Source organism: Massilia sp. FBCC-B171 (assembly GCF_059134155.1).
Map to the genome: position 1 here is coordinate 2,564,422 of NZ_CP101443.1, position 22,374 is coordinate 2,586,795.

General features: G+C 63.7%; 19 protein-coding genes and 1 pseudogene. 10 read left to right on the forward strand and 10 right to left on the reverse strand.

All coding sequences use genetic code 11. The features are described from left to right. Positions 1 to 80 precede the first annotated feature (80 nt). The 4 genes from NMB41_RS11620 to NMB41_RS11635 all read right to left on the reverse strand — a co-directional run bounded on the left by NMB41_RS11620 (position 81) and on the right by NMB41_RS11635 (position 3,436). The gene (locus NMB41_RS11620) at positions 81 to 671 is read right to left on the reverse strand and encodes an SAM-dependent methyltransferase (RefSeq protein ID WP_494382599.1); all 591 of its coding nucleotides are present in this window, start codon (positions 669 to 671) and stop codon (positions 81 to 83) included. Positions 672 to 705: 34 nt separating this feature from the next. Next, positions 706 to 2,097, reverse strand: coding sequence for an APC family permease (locus tag NMB41_RS11625; RefSeq protein WP_494382600.1), 1,392 nt, complete (start codon positions 2,095 to 2,097; stop codon positions 706 to 708). 100 nt (positions 2,098 to 2,197) lie between these two features. Next, positions 2,198 to 2,791, reverse strand: coding sequence for an FMN-binding negative transcriptional regulator (locus tag NMB41_RS11630; protein WP_494382601.1), 594 nt, complete (start codon positions 2,789 to 2,791; stop codon positions 2,198 to 2,200). Between the two features lie 9 nt (positions 2,792 to 2,800). Further along, complete coding sequence (locus NMB41_RS11635) at positions 2,801 to 3,436, reverse strand: LysE/ArgO family amino acid transporter (protein ID WP_494382602.1); 636 nt, start codon at positions 3,434 to 3,436, stop codon at positions 2,801 to 2,803. Between the two features lie 73 nt (positions 3,437 to 3,509). On the opposite strand from NMB41_RS11635, the gene NMB41_RS11640 reads away from it, so the two are divergent. Further along, the gene (locus NMB41_RS11640; RefSeq protein WP_494382603.1) at positions 3,510 to 4,406 is read left to right on the forward strand and encodes a LysR family transcriptional regulator ArgP; all 897 of its coding nucleotides are present in this window, start codon (positions 3,510 to 3,512) and stop codon (positions 4,404 to 4,406) included. Positions 4,407 to 4,482: 76 nt separating this feature from the next. Here the strand turns inward: NMB41_RS11640 and NMB41_RS11645 are convergent, their stop codons facing one another. The 3 genes from NMB41_RS11645 to NMB41_RS11655 all read right to left on the reverse strand — a co-directional run bounded on the left by NMB41_RS11645 (position 4,483) and on the right by NMB41_RS11655 (position 10,581). Then, positions 4,483 to 8,817, reverse strand: coding sequence for a DEAD/DEAH box helicase (locus NMB41_RS11645; RefSeq protein ID WP_494382604.1), 4,335 nt, complete (start codon positions 8,815 to 8,817; stop codon positions 4,483 to 4,485). Positions 8,818 to 9,057: 240 nt separating this feature from the next. Further along, complete coding sequence (locus NMB41_RS11650) at positions 9,058 to 9,453, reverse strand: hypothetical protein (RefSeq protein WP_494382605.1); 396 nt, start codon at positions 9,451 to 9,453, stop codon at positions 9,058 to 9,060. 36 nt (positions 9,454 to 9,489) lie between these two features. Further along, complete coding sequence (locus tag NMB41_RS11655) at positions 9,490 to 10,581, reverse strand: type I restriction endonuclease (RefSeq protein WP_494382606.1); 1,092 nt, start codon at positions 10,579 to 10,581, stop codon at positions 9,490 to 9,492. 237 nt (positions 10,582 to 10,818) lie between these two features. On the opposite strand from NMB41_RS11655, the pseudogene NMB41_RS11660 reads away from it, so the two are divergent. The 3 genes and pseudogenes from NMB41_RS11660 to NMB41_RS11670 all read left to right on the forward strand — a co-directional run bounded on the left by NMB41_RS11660 (position 10,819) and on the right by NMB41_RS11670 (position 13,627). Beyond that, a pseudogene (locus tag NMB41_RS11660) lies at positions 10,819 to 11,800 on the forward strand (IS481 family transposase). A 148-nt stretch (positions 11,801 to 11,948) separates the two neighbouring features. After that, entirely contained in the window at positions 11,949 to 12,749 is an 801-nt protein-coding gene (locus NMB41_RS11665) for a ferritin-like domain-containing protein (protein ID WP_494382607.1), read from the forward strand. Between the two features lie 176 nt (positions 12,750 to 12,925). Further along, the gene (locus tag NMB41_RS11670; RefSeq protein ID WP_494382608.1) at positions 12,926 to 13,627 is read left to right on the forward strand and encodes a pirin family protein; all 702 of its coding nucleotides are present in this window, start codon (positions 12,926 to 12,928) and stop codon (positions 13,625 to 13,627) included. Positions 13,628 to 13,750: 123 nt separating this feature from the next. Here NMB41_RS11670 and NMB41_RS11675 read toward each other — a convergent pair whose 3' ends face one another. Further along, positions 13,751 to 13,987 (reverse strand): LysR substrate-binding domain-containing protein, encoded by a 237-nt coding sequence (locus NMB41_RS11675; protein WP_494382609.1) that lies wholly within the window; start codon positions 13,985 to 13,987, stop codon positions 13,751 to 13,753. Positions 13,988 to 14,248: 261 nt separating this feature from the next. On the opposite strand from NMB41_RS11675, the gene NMB41_RS11680 reads away from it, so the two are divergent. The 3 genes from NMB41_RS11680 to NMB41_RS11690 are packed head-to-tail and all read left to right on the forward strand — an operon-like array spanning position 14,249 to position 16,244. Continuing rightward, the gene (locus tag NMB41_RS11680; RefSeq protein ID WP_494382610.1) at positions 14,249 to 14,944 is read left to right on the forward strand and encodes a S1 family peptidase; all 696 of its coding nucleotides are present in this window, start codon (positions 14,249 to 14,251) and stop codon (positions 14,942 to 14,944) included. Beyond that, entirely contained in the window at positions 14,944 to 15,396 is a 453-nt protein-coding gene (locus NMB41_RS11685) for a hypothetical protein (RefSeq protein ID WP_494382611.1), read from the forward strand. Before NMB41_RS11680 ends, NMB41_RS11685 begins: the two co-directional genes overlap by 1 nt. Next, positions 15,393 to 16,244 (forward strand): toll-Interleukin receptor, encoded by an 852-nt coding sequence (locus tag NMB41_RS11690; RefSeq protein ID WP_494382612.1) that lies wholly within the window; start codon positions 15,393 to 15,395, stop codon positions 16,242 to 16,244. Before NMB41_RS11685 ends, NMB41_RS11690 begins: the two co-directional genes overlap by 4 nt. 290 nt (positions 16,245 to 16,534) lie before the next feature. Here NMB41_RS11690 and NMB41_RS11695 read toward each other — a convergent pair whose 3' ends face one another. Further along, positions 16,535 to 17,452: a LysR substrate-binding domain-containing protein gene (locus NMB41_RS11695; protein WP_494382613.1), complete on the reverse strand. Its 918-nt coding sequence runs from the start codon at positions 17,450 to 17,452 to the stop codon at positions 16,535 to 16,537. A 306-nt stretch (positions 17,453 to 17,758) separates the two neighbouring features. On the opposite strand from NMB41_RS11695, the gene NMB41_RS11700 reads away from it, so the two are divergent. The 3 genes from NMB41_RS11700 to NMB41_RS11710 all read left to right on the forward strand — a co-directional run bounded on the left by NMB41_RS11700 (position 17,759) and on the right by NMB41_RS11710 (position 21,536). Then, positions 17,759 to 18,913 (forward strand): TRAP transporter substrate-binding protein, encoded by a 1,155-nt coding sequence (locus NMB41_RS11700; protein ID WP_494382614.1) that lies wholly within the window; start codon positions 17,759 to 17,761, stop codon positions 18,911 to 18,913. 74 nt (positions 18,914 to 18,987) lie between these two features. Next, positions 18,988 to 19,572, forward strand: coding sequence for a TRAP transporter small permease subunit (locus NMB41_RS11705; protein ID WP_494382615.1), 585 nt, complete (start codon positions 18,988 to 18,990; stop codon positions 19,570 to 19,572). Further along, positions 19,569 to 21,536: a TRAP transporter large permease gene (locus tag NMB41_RS11710; protein ID WP_494382616.1), complete on the forward strand. Its 1,968-nt coding sequence runs from the start codon at positions 19,569 to 19,571 to the stop codon at positions 21,534 to 21,536. Before NMB41_RS11705 ends, NMB41_RS11710 begins: the two co-directional genes overlap by 4 nt. Positions 21,537 to 21,589: 53 nt before the next feature. On the opposite strand, the gene NMB41_RS11715 is transcribed toward NMB41_RS11710, so the two are convergent. After that, a complete protein-coding gene (locus tag NMB41_RS11715; protein ID WP_494382617.1) occupies positions 21,590 to 22,186 on the reverse strand; it encodes an outer membrane beta-barrel protein in 597 nt (198 codons plus the stop codon). Positions 22,187 to 22,374: the final 188 nt, after the last annotated feature.

A 22,374-nucleotide genomic window follows, 5' to 3' on the forward strand; every position in this document is an offset into this window, starting at 1 on the left:
CATCGGGCGAGACCAGGGGCTCTGCCACCGGGCGTACCGGCCGCGCGGCGAGTTCGAGCACTGAGAGTTCGCGGCCCCGGTCAAGTCTTGACGGCCCGCTTCTGCGCCGGTTTGATGGTCCAGTAATAAATCGTGCGCCCGTCGACGCTGTCGGTTTTCTCGGGCGGCCACTCCGGCCCCATGTCGAAGGCGTGCGAGACCACGCGCGAACCCACCTTCAGCTGTTTCCACAGCTGGGGCCGCAGCCGGGTATTGACGTTCGGCAGCAGGTAGAGCGTGACGACCGAGGCGGCCGAGACGTCGGTCTCGAACAGGTCGGCCACCTTGAAGCTGACCTTGTCGGCCACGCCGGCCTGCTCGGCATTCTTGCGCGCCTCGCGGATGCGCTCGGGATCGAGGTCGATGCCGGTGCCGCGCGCGCCATGGGTTTTGGCCGCCGTCACCACGATGCGCCCGTCGCCGCAGCCGAGGTCGAAGAGGACGTCGTTCTTGCCGACCTTCGCCATCTTGAGCATGCGTTCGACCACTTCCGGGGGCGTGGGCACATAGGGCACGTCGAGCGACTGCGTGACCGCAGCCGGCTGGGCCAGCACGGCGGCCGAAGGCAGCAGCAATCCGGCGGCGCCGGCGCCGAGTCGGGTCAGGGTATGGCGGCGAGGTAGCGAAGTCATCGACATTCTCCTTGGTGGGTTGACGGGCGCCGGATCAGGGTTCGGGCTCGGGATGTCCGCCCAGCCAGGGCATGAGCAGCAGCCCGACGGCGAGCACGGCCACGCCGATCCAGGCGGCGTTCAGGCCGCCGAGCGACTGGCTGTAGACATACGACAGGCTCGAATACAGCATCCAGGCGCAGGTGGCGCAAAACAGGAGCGGCAGCACGGGAAACAGCGGCACCTTGTAGGGGCGCGCCAGGCCCGGTTCGCGCCGGCGCAGCACGAACAGCGACAGGCCCGCAAGCAGGAAGAACAGCCAGAACACGGGCGCGGTGAATTCGACCATGGCCTTGAAGCCGCCGCCGAACAGCGCGCCCAGCAGCACCAGCAGCAGCGCGGCCACGCCTTGCACCAGCATGGCGGCGGCCGGCGTGCCGCGCTCGCCGTCCCAGTGGGCCAGGCGGCGCAGGCGGCGCCAGTCGCAGCCCATGGCATAGCCCGAGCGCGCGCCCACGATCATGGTGGCGTTGATCGAGGTCAGCGCCGACACCGCCACCAGCAGCGACATCGCCTTTTCGCCGCCGCTGCCCAGGGTCTTGCGCATGACGTCGGCGGCCAGCGTTTCGGAGGCGGCCATGCCCTGCATGCCGAGGGTTTTCCAGCAGGCCCAGGTGACCAGCAGGTAGAGGGTCGTGATGATCAGGATCGACAGCATGAGTGCGCGCACCATGTTGCGCGGGCCGTCGCGCACCTCGGCGCTGATATAGGCGGCCTCGTTCCAGCCGCCATAGGTCAGCAACACGAAGACCATGGCCATGCCGAAAGAGACCGGGCCGGCCACCGCGGGCGGAGGCTGGGCGGGCCCGGGACCGGCGAACAGGGCGGCCGCGCCGGCGATCAGGAGCAGGCCGCCGACTTCGGCCAGGGTCAGCCAGCTCTGGGTGAGGGCGCCGCTGCGCAGGCCGCGCAGGTTGACCAGCGAGAGGACGGCGATCACGCCGAAGGCATAAGCCGGGGCGCCCCAGGCGCTCGCCACGCCGGGCAGGGGCCAGGCTTGCTGCATGTAGTCGCCGAATACGAAGGCGAGCAGGGCGATGGAACCGGTGGTGATCACGGAAAAGCGCGCCCAGCCAAAGAGGAAGGCCACCGGACGGCCATAGGCGCGGCGCAGGAAGTGGTAGTCGCCGCCGGGATGGGCGCAGGAGGTGGCCAGTTCCGCGTAGCAGAGCGCGCCGGCCAGCGACACCAGGCCGCCCAGGATCCACATGCCGAACATGCCTTCGGCGCTGCCCGACAGGCCCGCGACGATGGCCGGCGCCTTGAAGATGCCGGCGCCGATGACGACGCCGACGATCAGGGCGACGGTCTCGCGCAGGCCGAGCAGGGGGCGCGGCCCGGCGCCCAGCGTCGTTGCGGTGATGCGCTCTGCTTCGGTCCGGTCCATGGCGCTGTGCGGGTGGTTGGCGTCCGGGTTCGACGCTGCCGAGCGATCATTGGTTCCCGGGCCCGGCAGGACGCTTGCGCCACGACACACCATCGCCGTGTCAGGCGGAAAGCAGGCCGCGCAGTCCTTTGATCGCGCCCACTTGCGCACGCACACCCGGGTCCTGGCTGGCCTTGCGTTTACCCTCGATCCGGTCGATCCGGATCTCGATGCCGACGATCGCGCGCCGCAGCTTGTCGATGTAGGCAGGCGGGGCGTCGCCAATCGCCCAGGGCGCGGCCTGGCTTGCCTCCTGCGCCTGGGTCAGGCGCTCGAGCATGTACATGAGCCAGGCCGGGTCCTCGACCGCGCGTGCCACGCCATGGACGTGCACCACCGCGTAGTCCCAGGTCGGTACGACCTTGCCGTGTTCGCGCTTGCCCGACATCCAGTTCGGGGTGATATAGGCTTGCGGCCCCTGGAACATTACCAGCGAGGGGAGGCCCGCGCCGAGCGATTGCCAGACGGGGTTGGCGCGCGCCACGTGGCCGATCAGCGTCCCATGCGGGCCCCTGCCGCGTTCCAGCAGAAAGGGAAGGTGGTTGGCCACCAGGCCGTCTTCTGCCTGCAGCACCCAGGCGCCGAGGGCGTGCGCATCGACCAGCGCATGCATCGCGTCGAGCTCGTTCAGCTGGTGATCCTGCCGGATGTACATGCGGACTCCTCAATTGGCGTGGAAGGCGTGCCGCACCAGCATGGCGCACAGCACGAACATGGTCAAGCCGATCAGGGCGTCGAGCAGCCGCCAGGCGCGCGGACGGGCAAACAGGGGCGCTAGCCGGCGTGAGCCGAAACCCAGCAGGCTGAACCAGCACAGGCTCGCCACGCTGGCGCCCGCCACGAACCAGCCGCGCAGGATGGCCGGCTGCTGGGCGCCGATGCTTCCCACCAGCAGCACCGTGTCAAGGTAGACGTGCGGATTGAGCAAGGTGAAGGCGGCGGCTTGCGCGAGCACGTCGCCGCGGCCCAGGCGCATGGCGCCGGCCGCAGCTTCCAGCCGGGCCGGGTGGCGGGCGCGTTGGAGTGCGCGCCAGCCATAGACGGCGAGGAAAACGGCACCGGCCAGGGCCAGTGCGCGCGCCAGGCCCGGACTCTGGCCGAGCGCCCCGGCCATGCCGAACACGCCGGCGCCGATCAGGAGCGCATCGGCCAGGGCGCAGAACGCGACCACGCTGCCGACGTGCTCGCGGCGCAGGCCCTGGCGCAGGACGAAGGCGTTCTGGGCGCCGATGGCGACGATCAGCCCAAAGCCGAGCGCGAGGCCTTGCAGGAAGACCGGGAAGGAGGAAGCAGGATTCATGCGGGCATCTTGTCAGCGGGCCACGATGAAGGCAAACTATCTTTTCTTTCCCCACTTAAGTAAAACTAATCCCATGCTCGACTACGCTGCTTTGTCGGCCCTGGCCGCCGTCGTGCGCGAGGGCAGCTTCGAACGGGCGGCAAGCGCGCTGCACGTGACGCCGTCGGCGATCTCGCAGCGCATCCGCCAGCTGGAGGAACGCGTCGGCTGCGCGCTGGTCGTGCGCGGCCAGCCCTGCCTGCCGACGCCAACCGGGCGCCGCCTGTGCCAGCACGTCGACCACGTGCGCCTGCTCGAACAGGATCTGCAGGACGCGCTGCCGGGGCTCGATCCGGAGGGACTGGTGCGGGTCGCGCTGCCGATCGCGGTCAATGCCGACAGCCTCGCGACCTGGCTGGCGCCGGCGATTGCCGCCTTCGCCGCCAGCCGCCCGGTGCTGATGGAAGTGGCGGTCGACGACCAGGACCACACCAGCGAATGGCTGCGCAGCGGCGCGGTGGTGGCGGCCGTCACCGGCGTGGCGCGGCCGGCCTCGGGCTGCAACAGCCGCGCGCTGGGCTCGATGCGCTATCTCGCCGCGGCCAGCCCGGCCTTCGTGCAACGCTTTTTTGCCGACGGCGTGGGGGCGGGCAGCCTGGCGCAGGCGCCCAGCCTCGAGTTCAACACGAAGGACGAGCTGCAGGCGCGCTGGGCGCGGCGCCTGTGCCACCGCCACGTCGCGCTGCCGCGCCATACCTTGCCGTCGACCGAAGCGTTTGTTGCGGCGGCGCTGGCGGGGATGGGGTGGGGGATGCACCCGCAGGCGCTCATCGCGCCGTATCTGGCGGACGGTTCGCTGGTGGAGCTGGTGGCGGACACGCCGCTCGATGTGCCGCTGTACTGGCAGCATGCGAGGGCGGCGTCGGGTTTGCTCGAGGAGCTCAGCGCGGCCGTTGTTGGCGCAGCGCAGGGGGCCTTGTTGGCGCCGTAGCTTTGCCGGCGCTCGTGCGTGGTGCGGCGGTACGACGGCAGAACAAAGGCACGCGCATTCAGCACCTCAGGGCCTGCTAATAATGCCGCCCCACCAGCCGCCCATGCAGCACATCCCGATCCAGCCCCGGCTCCACCAGATACGCAATCTTCCCCGCCACCACCGTCGCCACCGGCACCCCATCCCGGAACAGGATCCGGTTTGCCCCCAGCGCCGGCACCTTCTCGCCCGGCAGCAAAGTGCCGCACAAATTGAGCGGGTCGACGCCGGAGATGCACACGAGCGAGCCGTCCAGCGGCCGGCGCCGCACCTCGCGCAGCAGGGGAATGGCTTCCGGCAGCGCGAACTGCTCGCCCGAGAAGCCGGCCACGAAACGCCCGCCGCGGATTTCGCCGCGCGCCTCCAGCCGGTGGTAGACCGGCAGCAGCTCGCGCCAGGACGGCATCCAAGCCGCCTCGCGTTCGAGCAGGCGCCAGAACATGACGCCGTAGCGGCGCAGCAGCGTCATGGCGACGTAGTCGAGCGTCTCCGGGTCGAGCTTGCGGCGCCGTGGCGGCGTGGCCGGGTCCTCGGGCAGCGGATCGGCGCGCCGCACCAGCGCCCAGCGGCCCGCTTCTTCCATGGTCGGCCCGGCGCCGCGGCGGCGCTTCTTGTCGTTGCTGGCGCGCTTACTCGCCGGGAGCAGCATCGCGCGCAGGCCGGCGAAGCTGTCGGCGTTGACCAGGCCAGTGGCCACCAGCTCGCCCAGCGCCGTCTCGAGCTCGACCGGCATCATGCGCGCATCGAACTGCAGCTCATCGAAGAACATGGCGCCGTCGCGCCGCAGCGCGTCCAGTACCTTGGCCGCGCGCGGCGAAATCTCCGGCGGGCCCGCGGGCAGCGGCAGCGCATGCCAAAGCGCCACCTGGCGCCGCGGCAGCAGCACGATCGGCGTGCCGCGCACCGGGCCGCCGGCAGCGGTGCGCGGCGCGTCGATGCGGCTCCAGACGGTTTTGCCGGCGCGGCACAAGTCGTCCAGCCAGAGCATCGAATAGTCGCGCATGCGCAGGCCCAGCACGTCCGCTTCCCAAGCGCCGGCGGCCGCCTCGTAGCCTTCGAGCAGGTTCAGGAGCAGCGGCAGCGCCTCCTGTCCCTGCCATTGCGTGTCCTCGGTCAGGTGCTGCCAGTCGAACAGGAAGCGCATGAAATCCCGGATCTCGACCGGTTCGATTTCGCGCCGCAGCCGCTTGATGGTGTAGCGGTGAATCCTGGCCAGCAGGTGCCGTTCGCACCATTCTTCTTCCTCGGCGCCGGGCGTGAAGCGTCCGCGCATCACATAACCCTGGGCCTCCAGGGCGCCGAGTGCAATCGCCACCGCGCTTTGCGGCAGGGCCAGGTCGGCAGAGATGCGGTGCAGCGGCTGCGGCCCGAAGCCGCTCAGCCGCGCACGCACGATGTCGAGCAGGGCGTCGTCGCGGGTCCAGGCGGCGCCGTCGTTGCCGCGGTGGCTGTCGGGGATGCTCAAGGCCGGCGTGACATCGGCGCCGGGATAGACCGCCAGCACGCAGTCGAGCCGCTCCAGGGCGACCCAGGCGTTCAGCCCAGCGCCGCGCACGCGCGTGGCGCGGCCGGCTTCGGCCAGCTCTTCCAGCCACAGCGGCCAGCCTTCGCGGGCGCGCGCTTCGTCCTGCGTGATGAGGGCCAGCGCCACCAGCGCTTCCTGCACCTCGTCGCTGTTGCGGGCAGCAGGCCAGGCTTCCTCGGCCACGCCGGCGATCGCGTCGAGGTCGAGCGCGCCCATGTCGTCGGTCGTCGCCGGATCGCTCCAGCGCCGGTTGATCACGGCCTGGGTACGGCGCTCTTCCAGCGGCGCGTCGTCGAGGAAGGCGTAGGGACGGGCATTGAGGATCTCGGCCGCCAGCGGCGAGGGCGCCGGCAGGTCGCGCGCGACCAGCTTGATGCTGCCAGACTCGATCCTGCGCAAGAGCGCCAGCCAGCCTTCGCTGTCCATCGCCTCGTGCAGGCAATCGTCCAGGGTCTGGGCGACCAGCGGGTGGTCCGGCAGCTCGCGTTCGCCGACGATGTTTTCAAGGCAGGCCGCGCCATCCGGGAAGATCGAGGCCAGCAGGTCGTCGCTCTTCATGCGCTGCAGCTGGGGCGCCACTTTGCGCCCGCCGGCAAAGCGCGGCAAGGCCAGCGCGGTGGTCGCGTTCCAGCGCCAGCGCACATTGAACAAAGGTGCGTCCAGCAGCGCCTGGACCAGGATCGGTTCGGCAGTGGCGGATTTTAGATAGCGCCAGACTTCGTCGAGCGGGAAGCTGTGGCTGGTCGAGAGCGACAGGATGATCGCGTCTTCGGTAGCTGCGGCCTGCAGCTCGAAGTTGAAGGTGCGGCAGAAGCGCTTGCGCAGCGCCAGGCCCCAGGCGCGATTGATGCGGCTTCCGTAAGGGCTGTGCAGCACCAGCTGCATGCCGCCCGACTCGTCGAAGAAGCGCTCCATCACCAGCGTGTCGTGGGTCGGCAGCGCGGAGAGGGCCGCGCGCGAACGGGCAAGATAGTCGACGATCTGGCGCGCCGCATCTTCGTTCAGGCCGAGGTGCTCGATCAGCCAGTCGACGGCGAGAATGAGTGCAGCTTCGCCGGAGCTCTTCGCCAGCTGTGTTTCGATTTCGCCGCGCAGGCGCGCCACGCCCATCGACAGTTCGTCGCTGCGACCGGGTGCTTCGCCATGCCAGAACGGGATATTCGGCGCGGCGCCGCCGGCGTCTTCGACCCGCACCTTGCCCGCTTCGACCTTCATGATGCGGTAGGAGGTATTCCCGAGCTGGAAAACGTCGCCGGCCAGGCTCTCGACGGCGAAATCCTCGTTGACGGTACCGACCGAGAGGCCCGCCGGCTCCAGCAATACCGTGTAGTCGGCGTTTTCCGGAATCGTGCCGCCCGAGGTGACGGCGGCGAGCTTGCCGCCGCGGCGCCCGCGCAGCGACTGGGTGGCGGCGTCGCGGTGGATGTAGGCGCCGCGCACGCCATTGCGCGTGGTGTAGCCCTCGGCCAGCATGCGCAAGAGCGCGTCGTACTGCTTGCGCTCCAGCCCTGCGTACGGCGCGGCGTTGCGGACCAGGGCGAACAGGGCGTCCTCGCCCCATTCCTGGCAGGCCACTTCGGCCACGATCTGCTGGGCCAGTACGTCGAGCGGCGCGCGCGGGATGCGCAGCAGATCGAGTTCGCCGCGCCGCACGCAGTCGAGCAGGGCCGTGCATTCGATCAGGTCGTCGCGCGAGGTCGGGAACAGCCGCCCCTTGGGCGTGCCGCCGACCTGGTGGCCCGAGCGCCCGACGCGCTGCAAGAAGGCGGCGATATTCCGGGGCGAGCCGACCTGGCAGACCAGGTCCACGTCGCCGATGTCGATGCCCAGTTCCAGCGAAGCAGTGGCCACCAGCACCTGCAGGTCGCCGCGCTTCAGGCGCTGCTCGGCCTCGAGCCGGTATTCCTTGGCCAGGCTTCCGTGGTGCGCGGCCACGTGTTCGCTCCCCAGCCGGTCGCCCAGGTGACGCGCGACGCGCTCGGCCATGCGCCGGGTGTTCACAAAAATGAGCGTGGTCCGGTGCAGGACAACGAGCTCCATCATGCGGTCGTAGACCCGTTCCCATACCTCGTTCGGCAGCACCGCTTCCAGCGGCACCGGCGGCAGTTCGAGCGCCAGGTCGCGCGCGCGGATGTGGCCGACGTCGACCACGGCGCAGTCGCCGCCGGCGCGCCCGACCAGGAAATCCGCCACCAGCGACAGCGGCTTTTGCGTGGCCGACAAGCCGATGCGCACCGTGCGCCGCCCGCACAGCGCGTCGAGCCGCTCCAGGCTGAGCGCCAGGTGGCTGCCTCGCTTGCTGCCGGCCACCGCATGGATCTCGTCGACGATCACGGTGCGCACCGTGGAGAGCATGGCGCGCCCGCTGTCCGAGCCGAGCAGCACATATAGCGACTCCGGTGTCGAGACCAGGATGTGCGGGGCGCGTTTGCGCATCGCGTTGCGCTCGGCAGTGGTGGTGTCGCCGGTACGCACGGCGGTGCGGATGCCGTGCGGGCGCATGCCAAGTGCGGCCAGCTCGGCGCCGATCCCTTCGAGCGGGCCTTGCAGGTTGACGCGGATGTCGTTCGACAGGGCTTTGAGCGGCGAGACATACAGCACCTGGGTCGCATCCGGCAGCGCGCCGTCTTCGCTCTCGCGCACCAGGGCGTCGATCGCGGCCAGGAAAGCGGTGAGCGTCTTGCCGGAGCCGGTTGGGGCGGCGACGAGCGTTGGCCGGCCGGCCTGGATCAGCGGCCAGGCGCGCAGCTGGGCTTCGGTCGCGCAAGGGAAACTGGCGGCGAACCAGCGCGCTACGGCCGGGTGGAAGTCGTGGCGGAGCTGCTCGAGTGGGGCGCGGTCGTTCATCGGAAACAGATGGGGGCGAAAAACGGGTTGGCAAGCTGAAAGCATACCAGCCGTGATCCCAGGCACAGCTTTGCGATGCGCCCGTCTTTATCCAGACTCTTGATAGCACCGTCTATAAAGCGTTCGAACTGCGGGCCCTGGTCCTGTACTACTCGAACCCAGTACGCGAAAAAATGCCGTCGTTACCACGCTGGCCCGGTTTTTTAATAAGAGAATTGCGAAGCCTTGAGGGCCTCAAACTCATGTTTCTGTCCAATTCTCTAGAGCGCAATGTCTATTGTACCGAACCACCGAATTTTCTTGAATGACGAAGGTCCTGTATGTTTGGTCTTTTGCCATTGCGGCGACAACCATTTGATACTGATTTCCGGACAGACCTTCAAAGTTAATTCTCATGACAAGCGAGCCACTCGCGCCGTACATAGCCTGTTGACGCCACGGCGTGCCTAAAATTGAAACTCCTCGAAAACGAGCGGTCTTGTGATAACAATTTAACGTCTGCATTGCGAAGTCTGCAACACTTGACCGCAGCTGCTGGGCGTCCACCTGCCCTGGCTCGGTTTGATGCTTTACGACGTCGGCAGTGGCTTGCGGATTCTTCAGTGCAAGCGTCAAAATCATTGTTACTGGGTCCATTTTTCCTTACATTCGAGAGTGCTTGCGGTTGCTGAATCAGTTATCTGTCTTAGGGAGGTGCAGCATCAAAGCTGAACGAATTGCGTCGGCGTGATTGTAAAGTTCGTCAACTTGCGACAGAGAAAATCGTTCTTCCTCCTTTTTGTCGTTGAATAGACCCACCGCCAACTTTTCAGTGTTATTGAAGCGCAGGCGACAAATCGGCTTACGATTGTTGTCGTCAAGAAGAATCGCACAATAGGTCTGCGCGTCGCGCATGTGGATACGCTTGAGAGGGACGCAGTCCCTAAGGATCGCCCGGACAATGTGGAAACCCTCGATCTCTTCGGAAGTGGTAACGATCTGGTCGCCTTCCTTTTCCTTAACCTGTGCGGCGTCGATGGGTACAGGTGGATCCTGGGTCAATGAAAGCTCGGGTGTCATCGCTCCCTTGAGGCGCTCGTTGATACGTTCACTTATTAGCGATTCGAATGCACGCTTGGTAATTAATGTAAACTGATCTCTAACTGCCGGCGTAAAACGCTTCCCACCGAGCAGGTCAGCAGACAGGAGTCGGACCATATCCTCAGAAGGGTTAGCAATCCATTCGGCTAAGCGCGACTGTATGACGCGGGTGAACTTAAGATCGCTGGCAGTAGTAAGAATCGTATCAACGTTAAACAATGCCTTTGCGAACTTTTTGAGTTCGTCTACGTCTCTATCCTTAAAATCAAGGATGCTAAACTCAAAGAATGGCTTTTCGTCCATCTTGTTAGGCTGTTCTAAATCGGTAAAGAACCGATAGACAAGTCCATTTGTCAGAACGCCGAATCTTGCCTCAGTAACGTGAAAGTAACGGAAAAGTTGGCCTGCGTGGTTGATGTTAAGGTCGCCCCCGCATTTTTTGCATTCAAACAAAATAATGGGCTTTCCGTCCTTCAGGATGGCATAGTCCACTTTTTCACCTTTTTTTGTCCCGACGTCTGCAACAAGTTCCGGCGTTACCTCTGTTGGGTCGAACACGTTGTACCCGAGTGCCTGGATGAATGGCATGACCATCGCATTTTTGGTGGCTTCTTCAGTGCTTACCATATCCTTCGTCAATGCGATCCGCGAAGACAGCGCTCGAAGCTGATCGATCAAATCCATGAGGCTCACCCTTAAAATTTAATTGACGGCTCCCGCCGTGCTTTTATCACCGGAAGTTATTTTTACGATACATCGCAGTTTTGCATGGAATACATCCAAAGAGCAACTTTTGTATGGATTGCAATTCATTAGATGTCTAGACTCGTGGGATCATGTACCCATCCGTAGCTGGCCCCTCTTCAAGGCCAGGCACGTTTTGCGTACACTGTTCCAACCTGATCTTTCAATGGCAACCTGATGACCCAAGCCCTGCACAGCCGAGCACGAACGACGCACCTGATCCGCGAGGAAATCAAGAAATCGACCTTGCCGCAAGCCGAGCTGGCGAGGCTCTACAACGTCACACGCCAGACTATCAGGAAGTGGCAGGATCGCGATAGCCCGGTCGACGGTTCGCATTGCCCGAAGACGTTGAACACGACGCTCACGCCCGAGCAGGAGCTGATCGTGGTGGAGCTGCGCAGGACCCTGCTGTTGCCCACTGACGACCTGCTGGCAGTCACACGCGAGTTCATCAATCCAGCAGTGTCACGCGCCGGCCTGGGACGCTGCCTGCGCCGCCACGGCGTTTCTGACTTGCGCGACCTGGTCGAGGGGGACGACAGTAAGCCGGCAACGAAGAAAACTTTCAAGGACTACGAGCCCGGCTTCATTCACATCGACATCAAGTACTTGCCGCAGATGCCGGACGAGTCTCAACGGCGCTACCTGTTCGTGGCCATCGACCGCGCCACGCGCTGGGTATTCATCGAGATCTACGCTGACCAGACCGAAAGCAGCAGTGTCGATTTCCTGGCCAAGGCGCGCGCTGCCTGCCCCGTCAAGATCGTCAAACTGCTCACCGATAACGGTAGCCAGTTCACCGACCGTTTCACTGCCAAGGGCAAAAAACAGGGAACCCAGCGGGCGCCACCTGTTCGACCGTCTGTGCAAGCAATTCGAGATCGAACACCGCCTGATTCCACCACGTCATCCGCAGACCAATGGCATGGTCGAGCGTTTTAATGGCCGTATCAGCGACATCGTCAATCAGACCCGTTTCGGCTCGGCCGCCGAGCTTGAATTGACGCTGCGCAACTACGTCAAAATCTACAACCACAACATCCCACAGCGGGCGTTAAAGCATCAGACGCCGATCCAGGCGCTCAAGGATTGGCAGGCCAAACGTCCTGAATTATTCACGAAACGCGTCTATAACCAAGCGGGTCTTGACAATTAGAGAGATGGAGAGCCCACAGCAACGCGGGCTTCGTAGGGGAGAGAACGGCTCGTCGCCGGGCACATCAAGTAGAGGCAGCACAGCAAGCTGCAGCGCATTGGACATGTCGTTTTGCTACACTGCCGCCTTTATCCGCAAGAACATCACAATGCACAACGCGCTTGAACTGCGGGCCCACGCCCGCCACTGGCTTCTGGAACCGGACCCGCGCACCAAGGCCGCGGGTGTGGCCGCGCTCGCCCAAGCTTTCCAGGACGGCGCGGTGATGCTCGACAGTGCCGCCGCGCTGGCCGAATCCGGCGCCATCCCGGGCCGGCCCGCGCGCCCCGAACTGGTCCACCCGCGCCTGGTCGGCCGGCGCTCGATGGCCACGGTCGAGGGCCGCGCGATGCTGGTCCACGCGCTCGCTCACATCGAATTCAACGCCGTCAACCTGGCCCTCGACGCCCTGTGGCGCTTCCCCGGCATGCCCGACGCCTATTACGCCGACTGGCTGCAGGTGTCGAAAGAAGAGGCCTACCACTTCACGCTGCTGGCCGACCATCTAAAGACGCTGGGCCATGCCTATGGCGATTTCACGGCCCATGACAGTTTGTGGGAGATGGTCGAGAAGACCAAGGGCGACGTGCTGGCGCGCATGGCGCTGGTGCCGCGCACGCTGGAGGCGCGCGGGTTGGACGCGATTCCGCCGCTGCGCGCGAAAATCGCCCAGGCCGGTGATGCCGAGGCGGCCGCGATCCTCGACATCATCCTGCGCGACGAAGTCGGGCACGTCGAAATCGGCAACCACTGGTACGGCTTCCTGTGCGCCGCCCGCGATCTCGACCTGCGCGCCACCTACGACGAACTCGTGGTGCGCTACAACGCGCCGGTGCTGAAGGGTCCGTTCAACCTCGAGGCGCGCCGTCGCGCGGGCTTTACCGAAGAGGAACTGGCGCGCTTCGCCTGAGACTAAACCAGAGCGTTCTGCATGATTCGAAAATTTCGATGATAGCTCTGCAAACTACTCGCTTTTTGTTCGCGAGGTGTACGCGCATAATTCAACACATGCACAACACGGCCACGCTTGGAACTGCAAGCGAAGATTCGAATCCTTCGACCGGCCGCTAACAAAAGGAACGCATCATGTTGAAAGTACGTAAAAGCGAAGACCGCGGCGTTGCCAATTTCGGCTGGCTCGATTCGAAGCACACCTTCTCGTTCGGCCATTACCAGGATGATGCCCACATGGGCGTCGGCCCGCTGCGCGTCATCAATGAGGACCGCGTCTCCGCTGGCCGCGGCTTCGACGCCCACGGCCACCGCGACATGGAAATCATCTCGTATGTGCTCGACGGCGCGCTGGAACACAAGGACAGCATGGGCAACGGCTCGGTGCTGCGCTACGGCGACGTCCAGCGCATGAGCGCGGGGCAGGGCGTGGTGCACAGCGAGTTCAATCACTCGAAAACGGAGCCCGTGCACTTCCTGCAGATCTGGATCCAGCCGAACGAGACCGGCAAGCCGGGCGGCTACGAGGAGAAGCACTTCGACGCAGCCTCGAAAACCGGACGCCTGCGCCTGGTGGCTTCGTCGGACGGGCGCGAAGGCTCAGTGTCGATGCGCCAGGATGCGTCGATTTATGCGGCGATCCTGGGCGGCAGCGATGCCGTCAGCTTCCCGCTGCAGGCCGGACGGATCGGCTACGTGCATGTGGCACGCGGCGCCGTGAACGTGAATGGGGTGGCCTTGACGGCGGGTGACGCGGTGCGGATCGACGACGAGGCGGCGGTCACGTTGGGCGGTGCCGCGGACGCGGAAGTGCTGTTGTTCGATTTGCCGCGCTAGGCGTCGTTCGTCGGGGTTCAAGCGGTGTACCGCGTGGGCACAAGTGCCCACCCTGCGAATATCGACGAATCGTAGGGTGGGCACTCGTGCCCACGCGGTAGGCGCGTTGCAAGTCGAAACGCCTCAGCGCTGCGCCGTCATCCGCGCCAACGACCCACTCCCACGCAAGCGCTCGCGCCACCAGCGCAGCGCCGCACCTTCCTCCCCGGTACGCCAGGCCAGATACAAGGTCTCGTCCGGCTTCGGCTCCTCGACCTCCTTCACGACGAAGCGCCCCTGCGCGGTGTCGTCGCGCACCCAGGCATCGGGAAGGAAGCCGAAGCCCAGCCCCGCGCGCTGGAAATCGTATTTGGTCTGCATGTCCGGCGCCGACAGCGTGTCCTGCCCGAAGAGCAAGCCAACGGTGCGCGCCTGCAGCTGGCGCGCCGAATCGGCGACGTAGGTATACGGCCCGCTACGTGGCGAGGTCCCGCTTTCGACACCGGATAAGTGATTGCGACCTAGCGCGTGGCAGAGCCACTTGGCACCCGCATAAAGAAGTGCTCAATGAACACAATATGGTACAAATCTATATTTAGAAGAGTGTTATGATCGTGACATCATAATTCCAAGATTAAATATATGTTGAATTACGGGTTCAAGCCTCTGCCATTGGCCGTCGAAAGTCCTCCCTCAACAGTCTTCGCGATCGTATTGACCAGCTCTGAAAATTTCGTGCCTAGGGGTACTGGGTTCTTGCTCAATAAACCGGGGTATGTTGCTACCGCTTCCCACGTCGTAGGACGCGGGGGAGAACCTGTTGGGGTTGTTTTAAACGAAATTAGTAACATGAACGAGTACCAGTCCGCCATGGTTACGCAGGTTCGCTATGTCCCAGCCGAAATTGTCGCGTTCGACCCAATCCATGATCTTGCAATCCTCTTTGCGCCTGAGCTTGCCAGATTTGTGAATTCGTCGCTTGTCGTCAGCGGCGCCGATCACACAGGCGTCGGGCAAGATGTGGTGAGTTACGGTTTTCCTCATTTTGATGGCGGGCGGAAAGTGTTAACTCGCTTCGACGCGAAAATCGGCGCCAAAATATCGTTGCCATCACCCGCCGATGACGTGAAATATTTGGTTCTGAACACGCTCGCGAGACCGGGGCAATCAGGCGCACCTGTATTCCGCTCAGGTACCAACGAGCTGATTGCTGTTCTGAGTGGTGCGTATCAGCCGCCGAACCAAGGGCTGTCGATTATGATTGGTGGAGCCGACTTATCTGCTATGAGCCAAACGACACATATCGTTTCCGCAGAGTATCTAAAAGGAATGTATTAATGGACGACATCCAAAGTGTTATTGAAGGCACCGATCCTGAGAGCTGGATCGAAGCGCTGCCCACTTACCAGCGAAACTCGATTATCCAGATGCGTACCAAGGGCGCTTCATACGATGAAATTGCTTTAACGTGGATCGCTGCCGGCTCCAGCGCGACAGCACCGTTTTCGTCGGGTAGCGTGCCGAATGCGGACCCCACGTTTCTTGAAAAGCTGCGCGGCGAGGTTCGGGCCTATCTATGCGGTGATAAGCGGTACGAAAAAGACCGAAAGCAGATTGCAGCAAGCGGGAAAGAGATGCATGCATTCGTGGTCAGCGGAATGTCGGTCGCCATTGCTCCATTTGTTGGCTCTGCTGGCGTCGTCATTGCGCCTATTATTGCATTAGTGCTGGCAAATATCGGCAAGGTCTCTTTGAACGCTTGGTGCGCTAAGTCAGGAGGTAATCAATGAAGGTATTCATGAGCTGGTCCGGTAACCGCAGTCGAGAGGTTGCAAAACTGCTAGACTATTGGGTCAAATGTGTCGTGCAGGCATCGCGACCCTGGATTTCCACCAGCGGTATCGACAGTGGTTCGATATGGTTCAACCAGATCAGCAACGAGCTCCAGGATACAACCTTTGGCATCATCTGCCTTACGAAGGAAAATAAGGACGCACCTTGGATTCTGTTCGAAGCAGGAGCGCTTGCAAAGGGCTTGGCGAGCAGCCGAGTCTGTACTTTCTTAATTGATCTGGAAACGAAGGATATTCGTGATCCGCTGGCGCAGTTCAATCACACGCTGCCGAACTACGACAGCATGTGGAAGCTAGTCTCTACACTTAACAACAGCCTTCCAGAGGTGAGTCGCTTAGATGGGATCATTCTGAAAGGCGTCTTCGAGACGTACTGGCCACAATTTCAGCAGAAATTTGCGCTGATCCTTGAGACGTTCCCAGAGTTGACTGTAGTGGAGCCGCGAAAGCAGGAAGATATTCTATCCGACATTCTTGAAAGCACCAGAGGACTGGAGCGGCGGATGCGAATAATGGAGACTATCTCATCGAATTTCGACCACCTGCTGCCGAGTGATAAGGTGCTTGCGGCGGCCAGGGCAGCTGCAATACCGGCTGCTGCTTTGGACCAAGCATCAAGAGACGCGGTCTCGTATGTCCGACAGATGTTGGATCACGGTGGCTCCTTGGAAAGTGCGATCAGGACGCTGCACGGGTGGCCAAACCTAACAAAAAAACGCATTAAAGAAATTGAAGAGTACGTCATTCGCGAAGATATTGAACCAATCCTCGGCTCACCGCAATGATGAACACGCTTTGACTAGGCAACAAGGGGTTTTCTTTCGCGAACTTATGTGTGCGAACTTACAGTTTTTTCTAAGTACTGTGCACACTTGGCCGATGCCGCCACGGACGCAAAAACCACTCAGCCTCGCCTGTTGACGGTCGCCTTTCACACGGTGTACGCGTGGAGTCAGGACTCCACCCTACGAATAGTGGCAGATCGTAGGGGTCATTGTGGCCAATGGCCGCAATGACGGGTTCACCGGACTCCTGACTCCACGCGTTACACCGCGCGCATATCGAAACGCCCCAATTACCCCCGCTGCGGCGCGAGCATGCGCGCAACCGCATCGCCCTCACGCAAGCGCTCGCGCCACCAGCGCAGCGCCGCGCCTTCTTCGCCAGTACGCCAGGCCAGGTACAAGGTCTCGTCCGGCTTCGGCTCCTCCACTTCCTTGACCACGAACCGCCCCTGCGCGGTGTCTTCACGCACCCAGGCCTCGGGCAGGAAACCGAACCCCAGCCCCGCGCGCTGGAAATCGTACTTTGTCTGCATGTCCGGCGCCGACAGCGTGTCCTGGCCGAAGAGCAGGCCAACCGTGCGTGCTTGCAGCTGGCGCGCCGAATCGGCCACCGAGACGGCGCGCTGCGCCACCAGGTCGGCCTTGGTGAGCGGATGGGTGATGCCGGCCAGCGGATGCGTGGGCGCCACCACGAACACAAACGACATGGTCGCGATCGGCTCGGCGCTGTAGCCGCCCCCCGAAGGACCGCTGCCGGCCGCGCCGACCAGCAGGTCGGCGCGCCGCTCCAGCAGCGCTTCCCAGGTACCCGACAATTCCTCCTTCAAGAGGCGCAGGCGGGTCTGGTCGGCCACGGCGTAAAACGCGCCGATGTCGTCGATGAGCCCACAGGGCGAGAGCATCGAATCCATCGCAATCGTAAACTCCGTCTCCCAGCCCGATGCCACGCGCCGCACGCGCCGCTCCAGGTCGCCGGCGGCCTTCAACAGGTAGCGGCCTTCCTTGAGCAGCTCGGCGCCGGCGCTGGTCAATTCCACGCGCGGGCCGAAGCGTTCGAACAGCTGCACGCCCAGGTCTTCCTCGAGTTTTGAGACCGTGTAGGAGATGGTGGAGGGAACCCGGAACAGTTCCTTGGCGGCGGCGGCGAACGAGCCGCGGCGGGCGATGGTGTCGACGGTGAGGAGGGCGTCCAGGCTGAGTTTGAGCATGCGGCGATCGATGAAAACGGCGATGAGTGAAACGATGGCGCAATGATAACCCGGCGCGCGCCATCGCTTGCCGGACCACGTAAAAGCTGACGCCAATCAATTGTTCAAGCCGCGAAACGGCTCGAAATTTGCGATATAACAAAGCGACAACATCCTTCGTAAGCCCCGTGTAAGAAATCCGTAAGGAAACAGGCACATCCTGCGAAACGATGTACCGGCATTTGTCCGGGGAGTTTGCTTGGATTCACCATTTGCATGTATCGATTCAGTCCGTTTTATTTATAAAAACCAGACAGGAGACGTACCATGAAGAAGGATGACACCGCGTCGAAGCAATCCGTTTCAAACCGCAGGAAGTTCCTCGGCAACGCTGCCGCAGGGACCGCGGCGGCCACACTGGCGGTTCCCATGATCGCCACGGCGCAGACGCCGACCAAGATGCGCTTCCAGAGTACCTGGCCCAGCAAGGACATCTTCCACGAATACGCCCAGGACTTCGCCAAGAAGGTCAACGACATGACCGGGGGCGAACTGCGGATCGAGGTGCTGCCGGCCGGCGCCGTGGTGCCGGCCTTCGGCCTGCTCGACGCCGTCTCCAAGGGCACGCTCGACGGCGGCCATGGCGTCATGGGCTATAACTACGGCAAGCAGGCCGCCATTGCGCTGTGGACCTCGGGCCCGGCTTACGGCATGGACGCCAACATGGTGCTGGCCTGGCACAAATACGGGGGCGGCAAGGAACTGCTGGTCGAGCTGTATAACGGGATTGGCGCGAATGTCGTCTCCTTCCTGACCGGGCCGATGCCGACCCAGCCGCTGGGCTGGTTCAAGAAACCGGTGAGCAAGGTCGAGGACCTGAAGGGCATGAAGTTCCGCACCAATGGCCTGGCGATCGACCTGTTCACGGCCATGGGCGCGGCGGTCAACGCGCTGCCCGGCGGCGAAATCGTGCCGGCCATGGACCGCGGCCTGCTCGACGGCGCCGAATTCAACAATGCCAGTTCCGACCGGCTGCTGGGCTTCCCCGACGTGTCGAAGGTCTGCATGCTGCAAAGCTTTCACCAGAGCTCCGAGCAGTTCGAGATCACCTTCAACAAGACCAAGTACAACGCGCTGCCGGCCAAGCTGAAGGCGATCATCGAAAACGCGGTCGAGGCGTCCTCGTCCGACATGTCCTGGAAAGCGGTCGACCGCTATTCGAAGGACTATCGCGACATGCAGGCCAGCCAGGGCGTCAAGTTCTACAAGACGCCGGACGCGCTGCTCCAGGCCCAGCTGCGGGTCTGGGACGAGGTGGTGGCGAAGAAGGGCGCCGACAACCCGCTGTTCAAGAAGGTGGAGGCCTCGATGCGCGCCTTTGCCGAGCGCGCGATGAAGTGGGACATGGATACCAACAATCCGCGCCGCATGGCCTACAACCACTACTTCGGGCGTAAGGCGCCGCCGCCGAAGAAGGCCTGAACCCTTATCGATAGCAGTCATCCACGCCCCCGGTCCGGTACCAGGGGGCGGTTTCTTGCGAGCGGGAGTCGTCCATGCAGAACGTCCTGTTTTTCGTCGACCGGGTCAGCACCCTGGTCGGCCAGGCCTTTTCCTGGCTGATCGTGGCCCTGACCTTTCTCATCACATGGGAAGTGGTCGCGCGCTACGCCTTGAATACCCCGAATCCCTGGGCCTTCGACCTGATGATCATGCTCTACGGCGCCGCCTTCATGATGGCCGGCGCCTACACGCTGGCCAAGAACGGCCACGTGCGGGGCGATGTGCTCTACAGTTTCTTCCCGCCGCGCCTGCAGGCCGGGCTCGACCTGCTGCTCTATATCGTCTTCTTCATTCCGGGCGTGGTGGCACTGGTCTGGGCCGGCTACACCTATGCCGCCGAGTCCTTCGCCATCCGCGAGCATTCCACGCTCACCGCCAACGGCCCGCCGCTGTACCCCTTCAAGATGGTGATCCCGCTGGCCGGCATCCTGCTCTTGCTGCAGGGCGTGGTGGAGATCGTGCGCTGCGTGGTCTGTCTGCGCCAGGGCGAGTGGCCCTCGCGCGAACCGGACGTCGAAGAGGTCGACGTCGACAAGCTCAAGGCCATGGTGCACGCAGACGAGGCGGGTAAACCATGAAAAAGGAAATCTGGTTCGGCCTGTCCATCCTGCTGGCGATCGTCGTCGGCTTGTTCGCGCTGATGCCGGCGCCGGCCGACATGACCAACGGCCACCTGGGGCTGTTGATGCTGGCGCTGGTGGTGGTGGCCATCATGCTCGGCTTCCCCACGGCCTTCACCCTGATGGGCATGGGCATGATGTTCGCCTGGTTCGCCTTCCACAGCCAGGACCCGGGACAGGCGACGCAGCTGACGCTCGACCTGATGGTGCAGCGCGCTTACTCGGTGATGGCCAACGACGTGCTGATTTCGATCCCGCTCTTTATCTTCATGGGCTACCTGGTCGAGCGCGCCAACCTGATCGAGCGCCTGTTCAAGAGCCTGCACATCGCGATGGCGCGCGTGCCCGGCTCGCTGGCGGTGGCGACGATCGTCACCTGCGCGATTTTTGCCACCGCCACCGGCATCGTCGGCGCGGTCGTCACGCTCATGGGTTTACTCGCCTTGCCGGCCATGCTCAAAGCCGGCTACAGCACCCAGCTCTCCGCCGGCTGCATCACGGCCGGCGGCTGCCTGGGCATCCTGATTCCGCCGTCGGTGCTCCTGATCGTGTATGGCGCGACGGCCGGGGTCTCGGTGGTCAAGCTGTATGCGGGGGCGCTGTTCCCGGGGATCATGCTGGCCGGCCTGTACGTCGGCTATGTGCTGCTGGTGGCGAAACTCAAACCGTCGTCCGCGCCGCCGCTGCCGGCGAGCGAACGCATCGTCGCGCTGCCGGCCTTTACCGACGCCATCCCGAACGCCTACAACAAGATGGCGGTGTCCGGCCTGGTGGGGGCGATGAAGGGCGCGCGCGCGGCGCACGTGCCGAGCCGCACCCTGATGTCGAACCTGTTCGTGGCCTTGCTGCCGGCGCTGGCTTTCGTCGCCGTCATGGGCGTGAGCTACCGGATGGTGACGGCGCCGCAGGCCGCCCCGACGGAGCTGGTCGAGATGGGCGCCGGCCAGTCCCTCGACCCGGAATCCGGCGCGACCTCAAGCGAGACCGATGGCTTGCAGGAGCCGCCCGCCGAGGGGGACCTGGCCGAACCGCCGGTCGAAAACGGCCTGGCGGAGCCCCCAAGCGAAGGCGCCGCCGCGACGCCCGCGGTGGCCGCGCCCGAAGCGGCCGCGTCGCCGTCGCGCATCGAAGCGGCCGCCGCCACGCCTGACATGGAGCGCCTCGCCGAGCCGGCGCCGCGCAGCTTCTGGATCGCGCTCGGCGTGGGCGGGCTGGCGCTTGGCATCTTCTATGTCTTCTTCAGCTTCGCGCGCCTGGAGATCTTCAAGATGCTGCTCGGGTCCCTGTTCCCGCTGGCGTTCATGATCCTGGCGGTCCTCGGCAGCATCGTGTTCGGGCTGGCCACGCCGACCGAGGCGGCCGCGATGGGCGCCTTCGGCGGCATGCTGCTGGCGATTGCCTACCGCCGTTTCAACATGAACCTGCTGCGCGAGTCTGCCCACCTGGCGGCCAAGACGACGGCCATGGTGTGCTGGCTGTTCGTCGGCTCGAGCATCTTCTCGGCGGCTTTTGCCCTGCTGGGCGGGCAGGAGATCATCAACGAATGGGTGCTGGGGATGGAGCTCACGCCGGTGCAATTCATGATCCTGGCGCAGGTGGTGATTTTCCTGCTCGGCTGGCCGCTCGAGTGGACCGAGATCATCGTCATCTTCATGCCGATCTTCGTGCCGCTGCTCGCCCATTTCAACATCGACCCGCTGTTTTTCGGGCTGCTGGTGGCCATGAACCTGCAAACGGCTTTCCTGTCGCCGCCGGTGGCGATGTCGGCCTTCTACCTGAAGGGCGTCTCGCCGCCGCACGTGACCCTGAACCAGATTTTCATGGGCATGCTGCCCTTCATGGGCATCCAGATCGTGGGGATCGTGCTGCTGTATGCCTTCCCGGCGATCGGGCTGTGGCTGCCGGGGGTGCTGTACAAGTAAGCGAAAAAAAAGACCACGATCGCTCGTGGTCTTTCTACTGTGCTGCGCTGTACTTAAAAGTAGAAGTTCACGAACGCGCCGACGTGGTCGCCCCGGACCTTGTCGCCGAAGGTCTTGTCCTTGAAGCGGTCGTTCACGTAGCGCAGCTTGAAGCCGAGCTGGTGCGAGTACAGGTATTCGATTTCGGCCACCGGGCTGGTGCTGTCCTTGAACTCGTAGTCGCCGATGTCGGCCACGCCGCTGGTGCGCAGCGCGGCGGCGGTGACGTAGCGCAGGCCGCCGCCGACACGCACCTTGTCGTTGACGTGGTAGTAGCCCAGCAGTTCGACCGGCACGCGCTCGAAGCGCATGTCGCCATTGGTGCCGCCGGCGTTGTCGACGTGGTAGCCGACCGTGCCCTGGACCGAGAACTGCGGACTGACGCGGTAGTCGAGGCCGACCAGGAAGGCGACGCTGCCGCCGGCGTCGATGTCGATCTCGTCGCCGTCGACATACTGGGCGGTCACGATGGTTTCGCCGCCATAGGTGAGGCCGGCGCCGGCGACGAAGCGCAGCGGCTTGTTGGCGGCGTCTTCGACGGGAACCCAGGTCTGGGCCTGCGCGCCGAGCGAGGCAAGCGCGAGAGCCACTGCAAGTGCGAATTTGTTCATGTTGTTGTCCTGGCTGACGTTGGGACGACGCGCCCATGCGTCTGTCCTAGCCGGACATGATAAGGAGGCAATTGCATCAACGCAACTTAACAACCAAGATTTGTTGTTTTAGTCAAACAATTGGTTGCACCGCCAGCGCGGCGGCGCAGATGTGAACCTGGCGCCATGTAAAAACCGCCACATGACGC

Coding starts and splice junctions, on each gene's coding strand:
- NMB41_RS11665 (WP_494382607.1), top strand. CDS start 11,949: ATGCACAACGCGCTTGAACTGCGGGCCCACGCCCGCCACTGGCTTCTG.
- NMB41_RS11695 (WP_494382613.1), bottom strand. CDS start 17,452: ATGCTCAAACTCAGCCTGGACGCCCTCCTCACCGTCGACACCATCGCC.
- NMB41_RS11700 (WP_494382614.1), top strand. CDS start 17,759: ATGAAGAAGGATGACACCGCGTCGAAGCAATCCGTTTCAAACCGCAGG.
- NMB41_RS11685 (WP_494382611.1), top strand. CDS start 14,944: ATGGACGACATCCAAAGTGTTATTGAAGGCACCGATCCTGAGAGCTGG.
- NMB41_RS11710 (WP_494382616.1), top strand. CDS start 19,569: ATGAAAAAGGAAATCTGGTTCGGCCTGTCCATCCTGCTGGCGATCGTC.
- NMB41_RS11675 (WP_494382609.1), bottom strand. CDS start 13,987: ATGCAGACCAAATACGATTTCCAGCGCGCGGGGCTGGGCTTCGGCTTC.
- NMB41_RS11680 (WP_494382610.1), top strand. CDS start 14,249: ATGTTGAATTACGGGTTCAAGCCTCTGCCATTGGCCGTCGAAAGTCCT.
- NMB41_RS11635 (WP_494382602.1), bottom strand. CDS start 3,436: ATGAATCCTGCTTCCTCCTTCCCGGTCTTCCTGCAAGGCCTCGCGCTC.
- NMB41_RS11670 (WP_494382608.1), top strand. CDS start 12,926: ATGTTGAAAGTACGTAAAAGCGAAGACCGCGGCGTTGCCAATTTCGGC.
- NMB41_RS11625 (WP_494382600.1), bottom strand. CDS start 2,097: ATGGACCGGACCGAAGCAGAGCGCATCACCGCAACGACGCTGGGCGCC.
- NMB41_RS11705 (WP_494382615.1), top strand. CDS start 18,988: ATGCAGAACGTCCTGTTTTTCGTCGACCGGGTCAGCACCCTGGTCGGC.
- NMB41_RS11650 (WP_494382605.1), bottom strand. CDS start 9,453: ATGGACCCAGTAACAATGATTTTGACGCTTGCACTGAAGAATCCGCAA.
- NMB41_RS11630 (WP_494382601.1), bottom strand. CDS start 2,791: ATGTACATCCGGCAGGATCACCAGCTGAACGAGCTCGACGCGATGCAT.
- NMB41_RS11715 (WP_494382617.1), bottom strand. CDS start 22,186: ATGAACAAATTCGCACTTGCAGTGGCTCTCGCGCTTGCCTCGCTCGGC.
- NMB41_RS11645 (WP_494382604.1), bottom strand. CDS start 8,817: ATGAACGACCGCGCCCCACTCGAGCAGCTCCGCCACGACTTCCACCCG.
- NMB41_RS11620 (WP_494382599.1), bottom strand. CDS start 671: ATGACTTCGCTACCTCGCCGCCATACCCTGACCCGACTCGGCGCCGGC.
- NMB41_RS11640 (WP_494382603.1), top strand. CDS start 3,510: ATGCTCGACTACGCTGCTTTGTCGGCCCTGGCCGCCGTCGTGCGCGAG.
- NMB41_RS11690 (WP_494382612.1), top strand. CDS start 15,393: ATGAAGGTATTCATGAGCTGGTCCGGTAACCGCAGTCGAGAGGTTGCA.
- NMB41_RS11655 (WP_494382606.1), bottom strand. CDS start 10,581: ATGGATTTGATCGATCAGCTTCGAGCGCTGTCTTCGCGGATCGCATTG.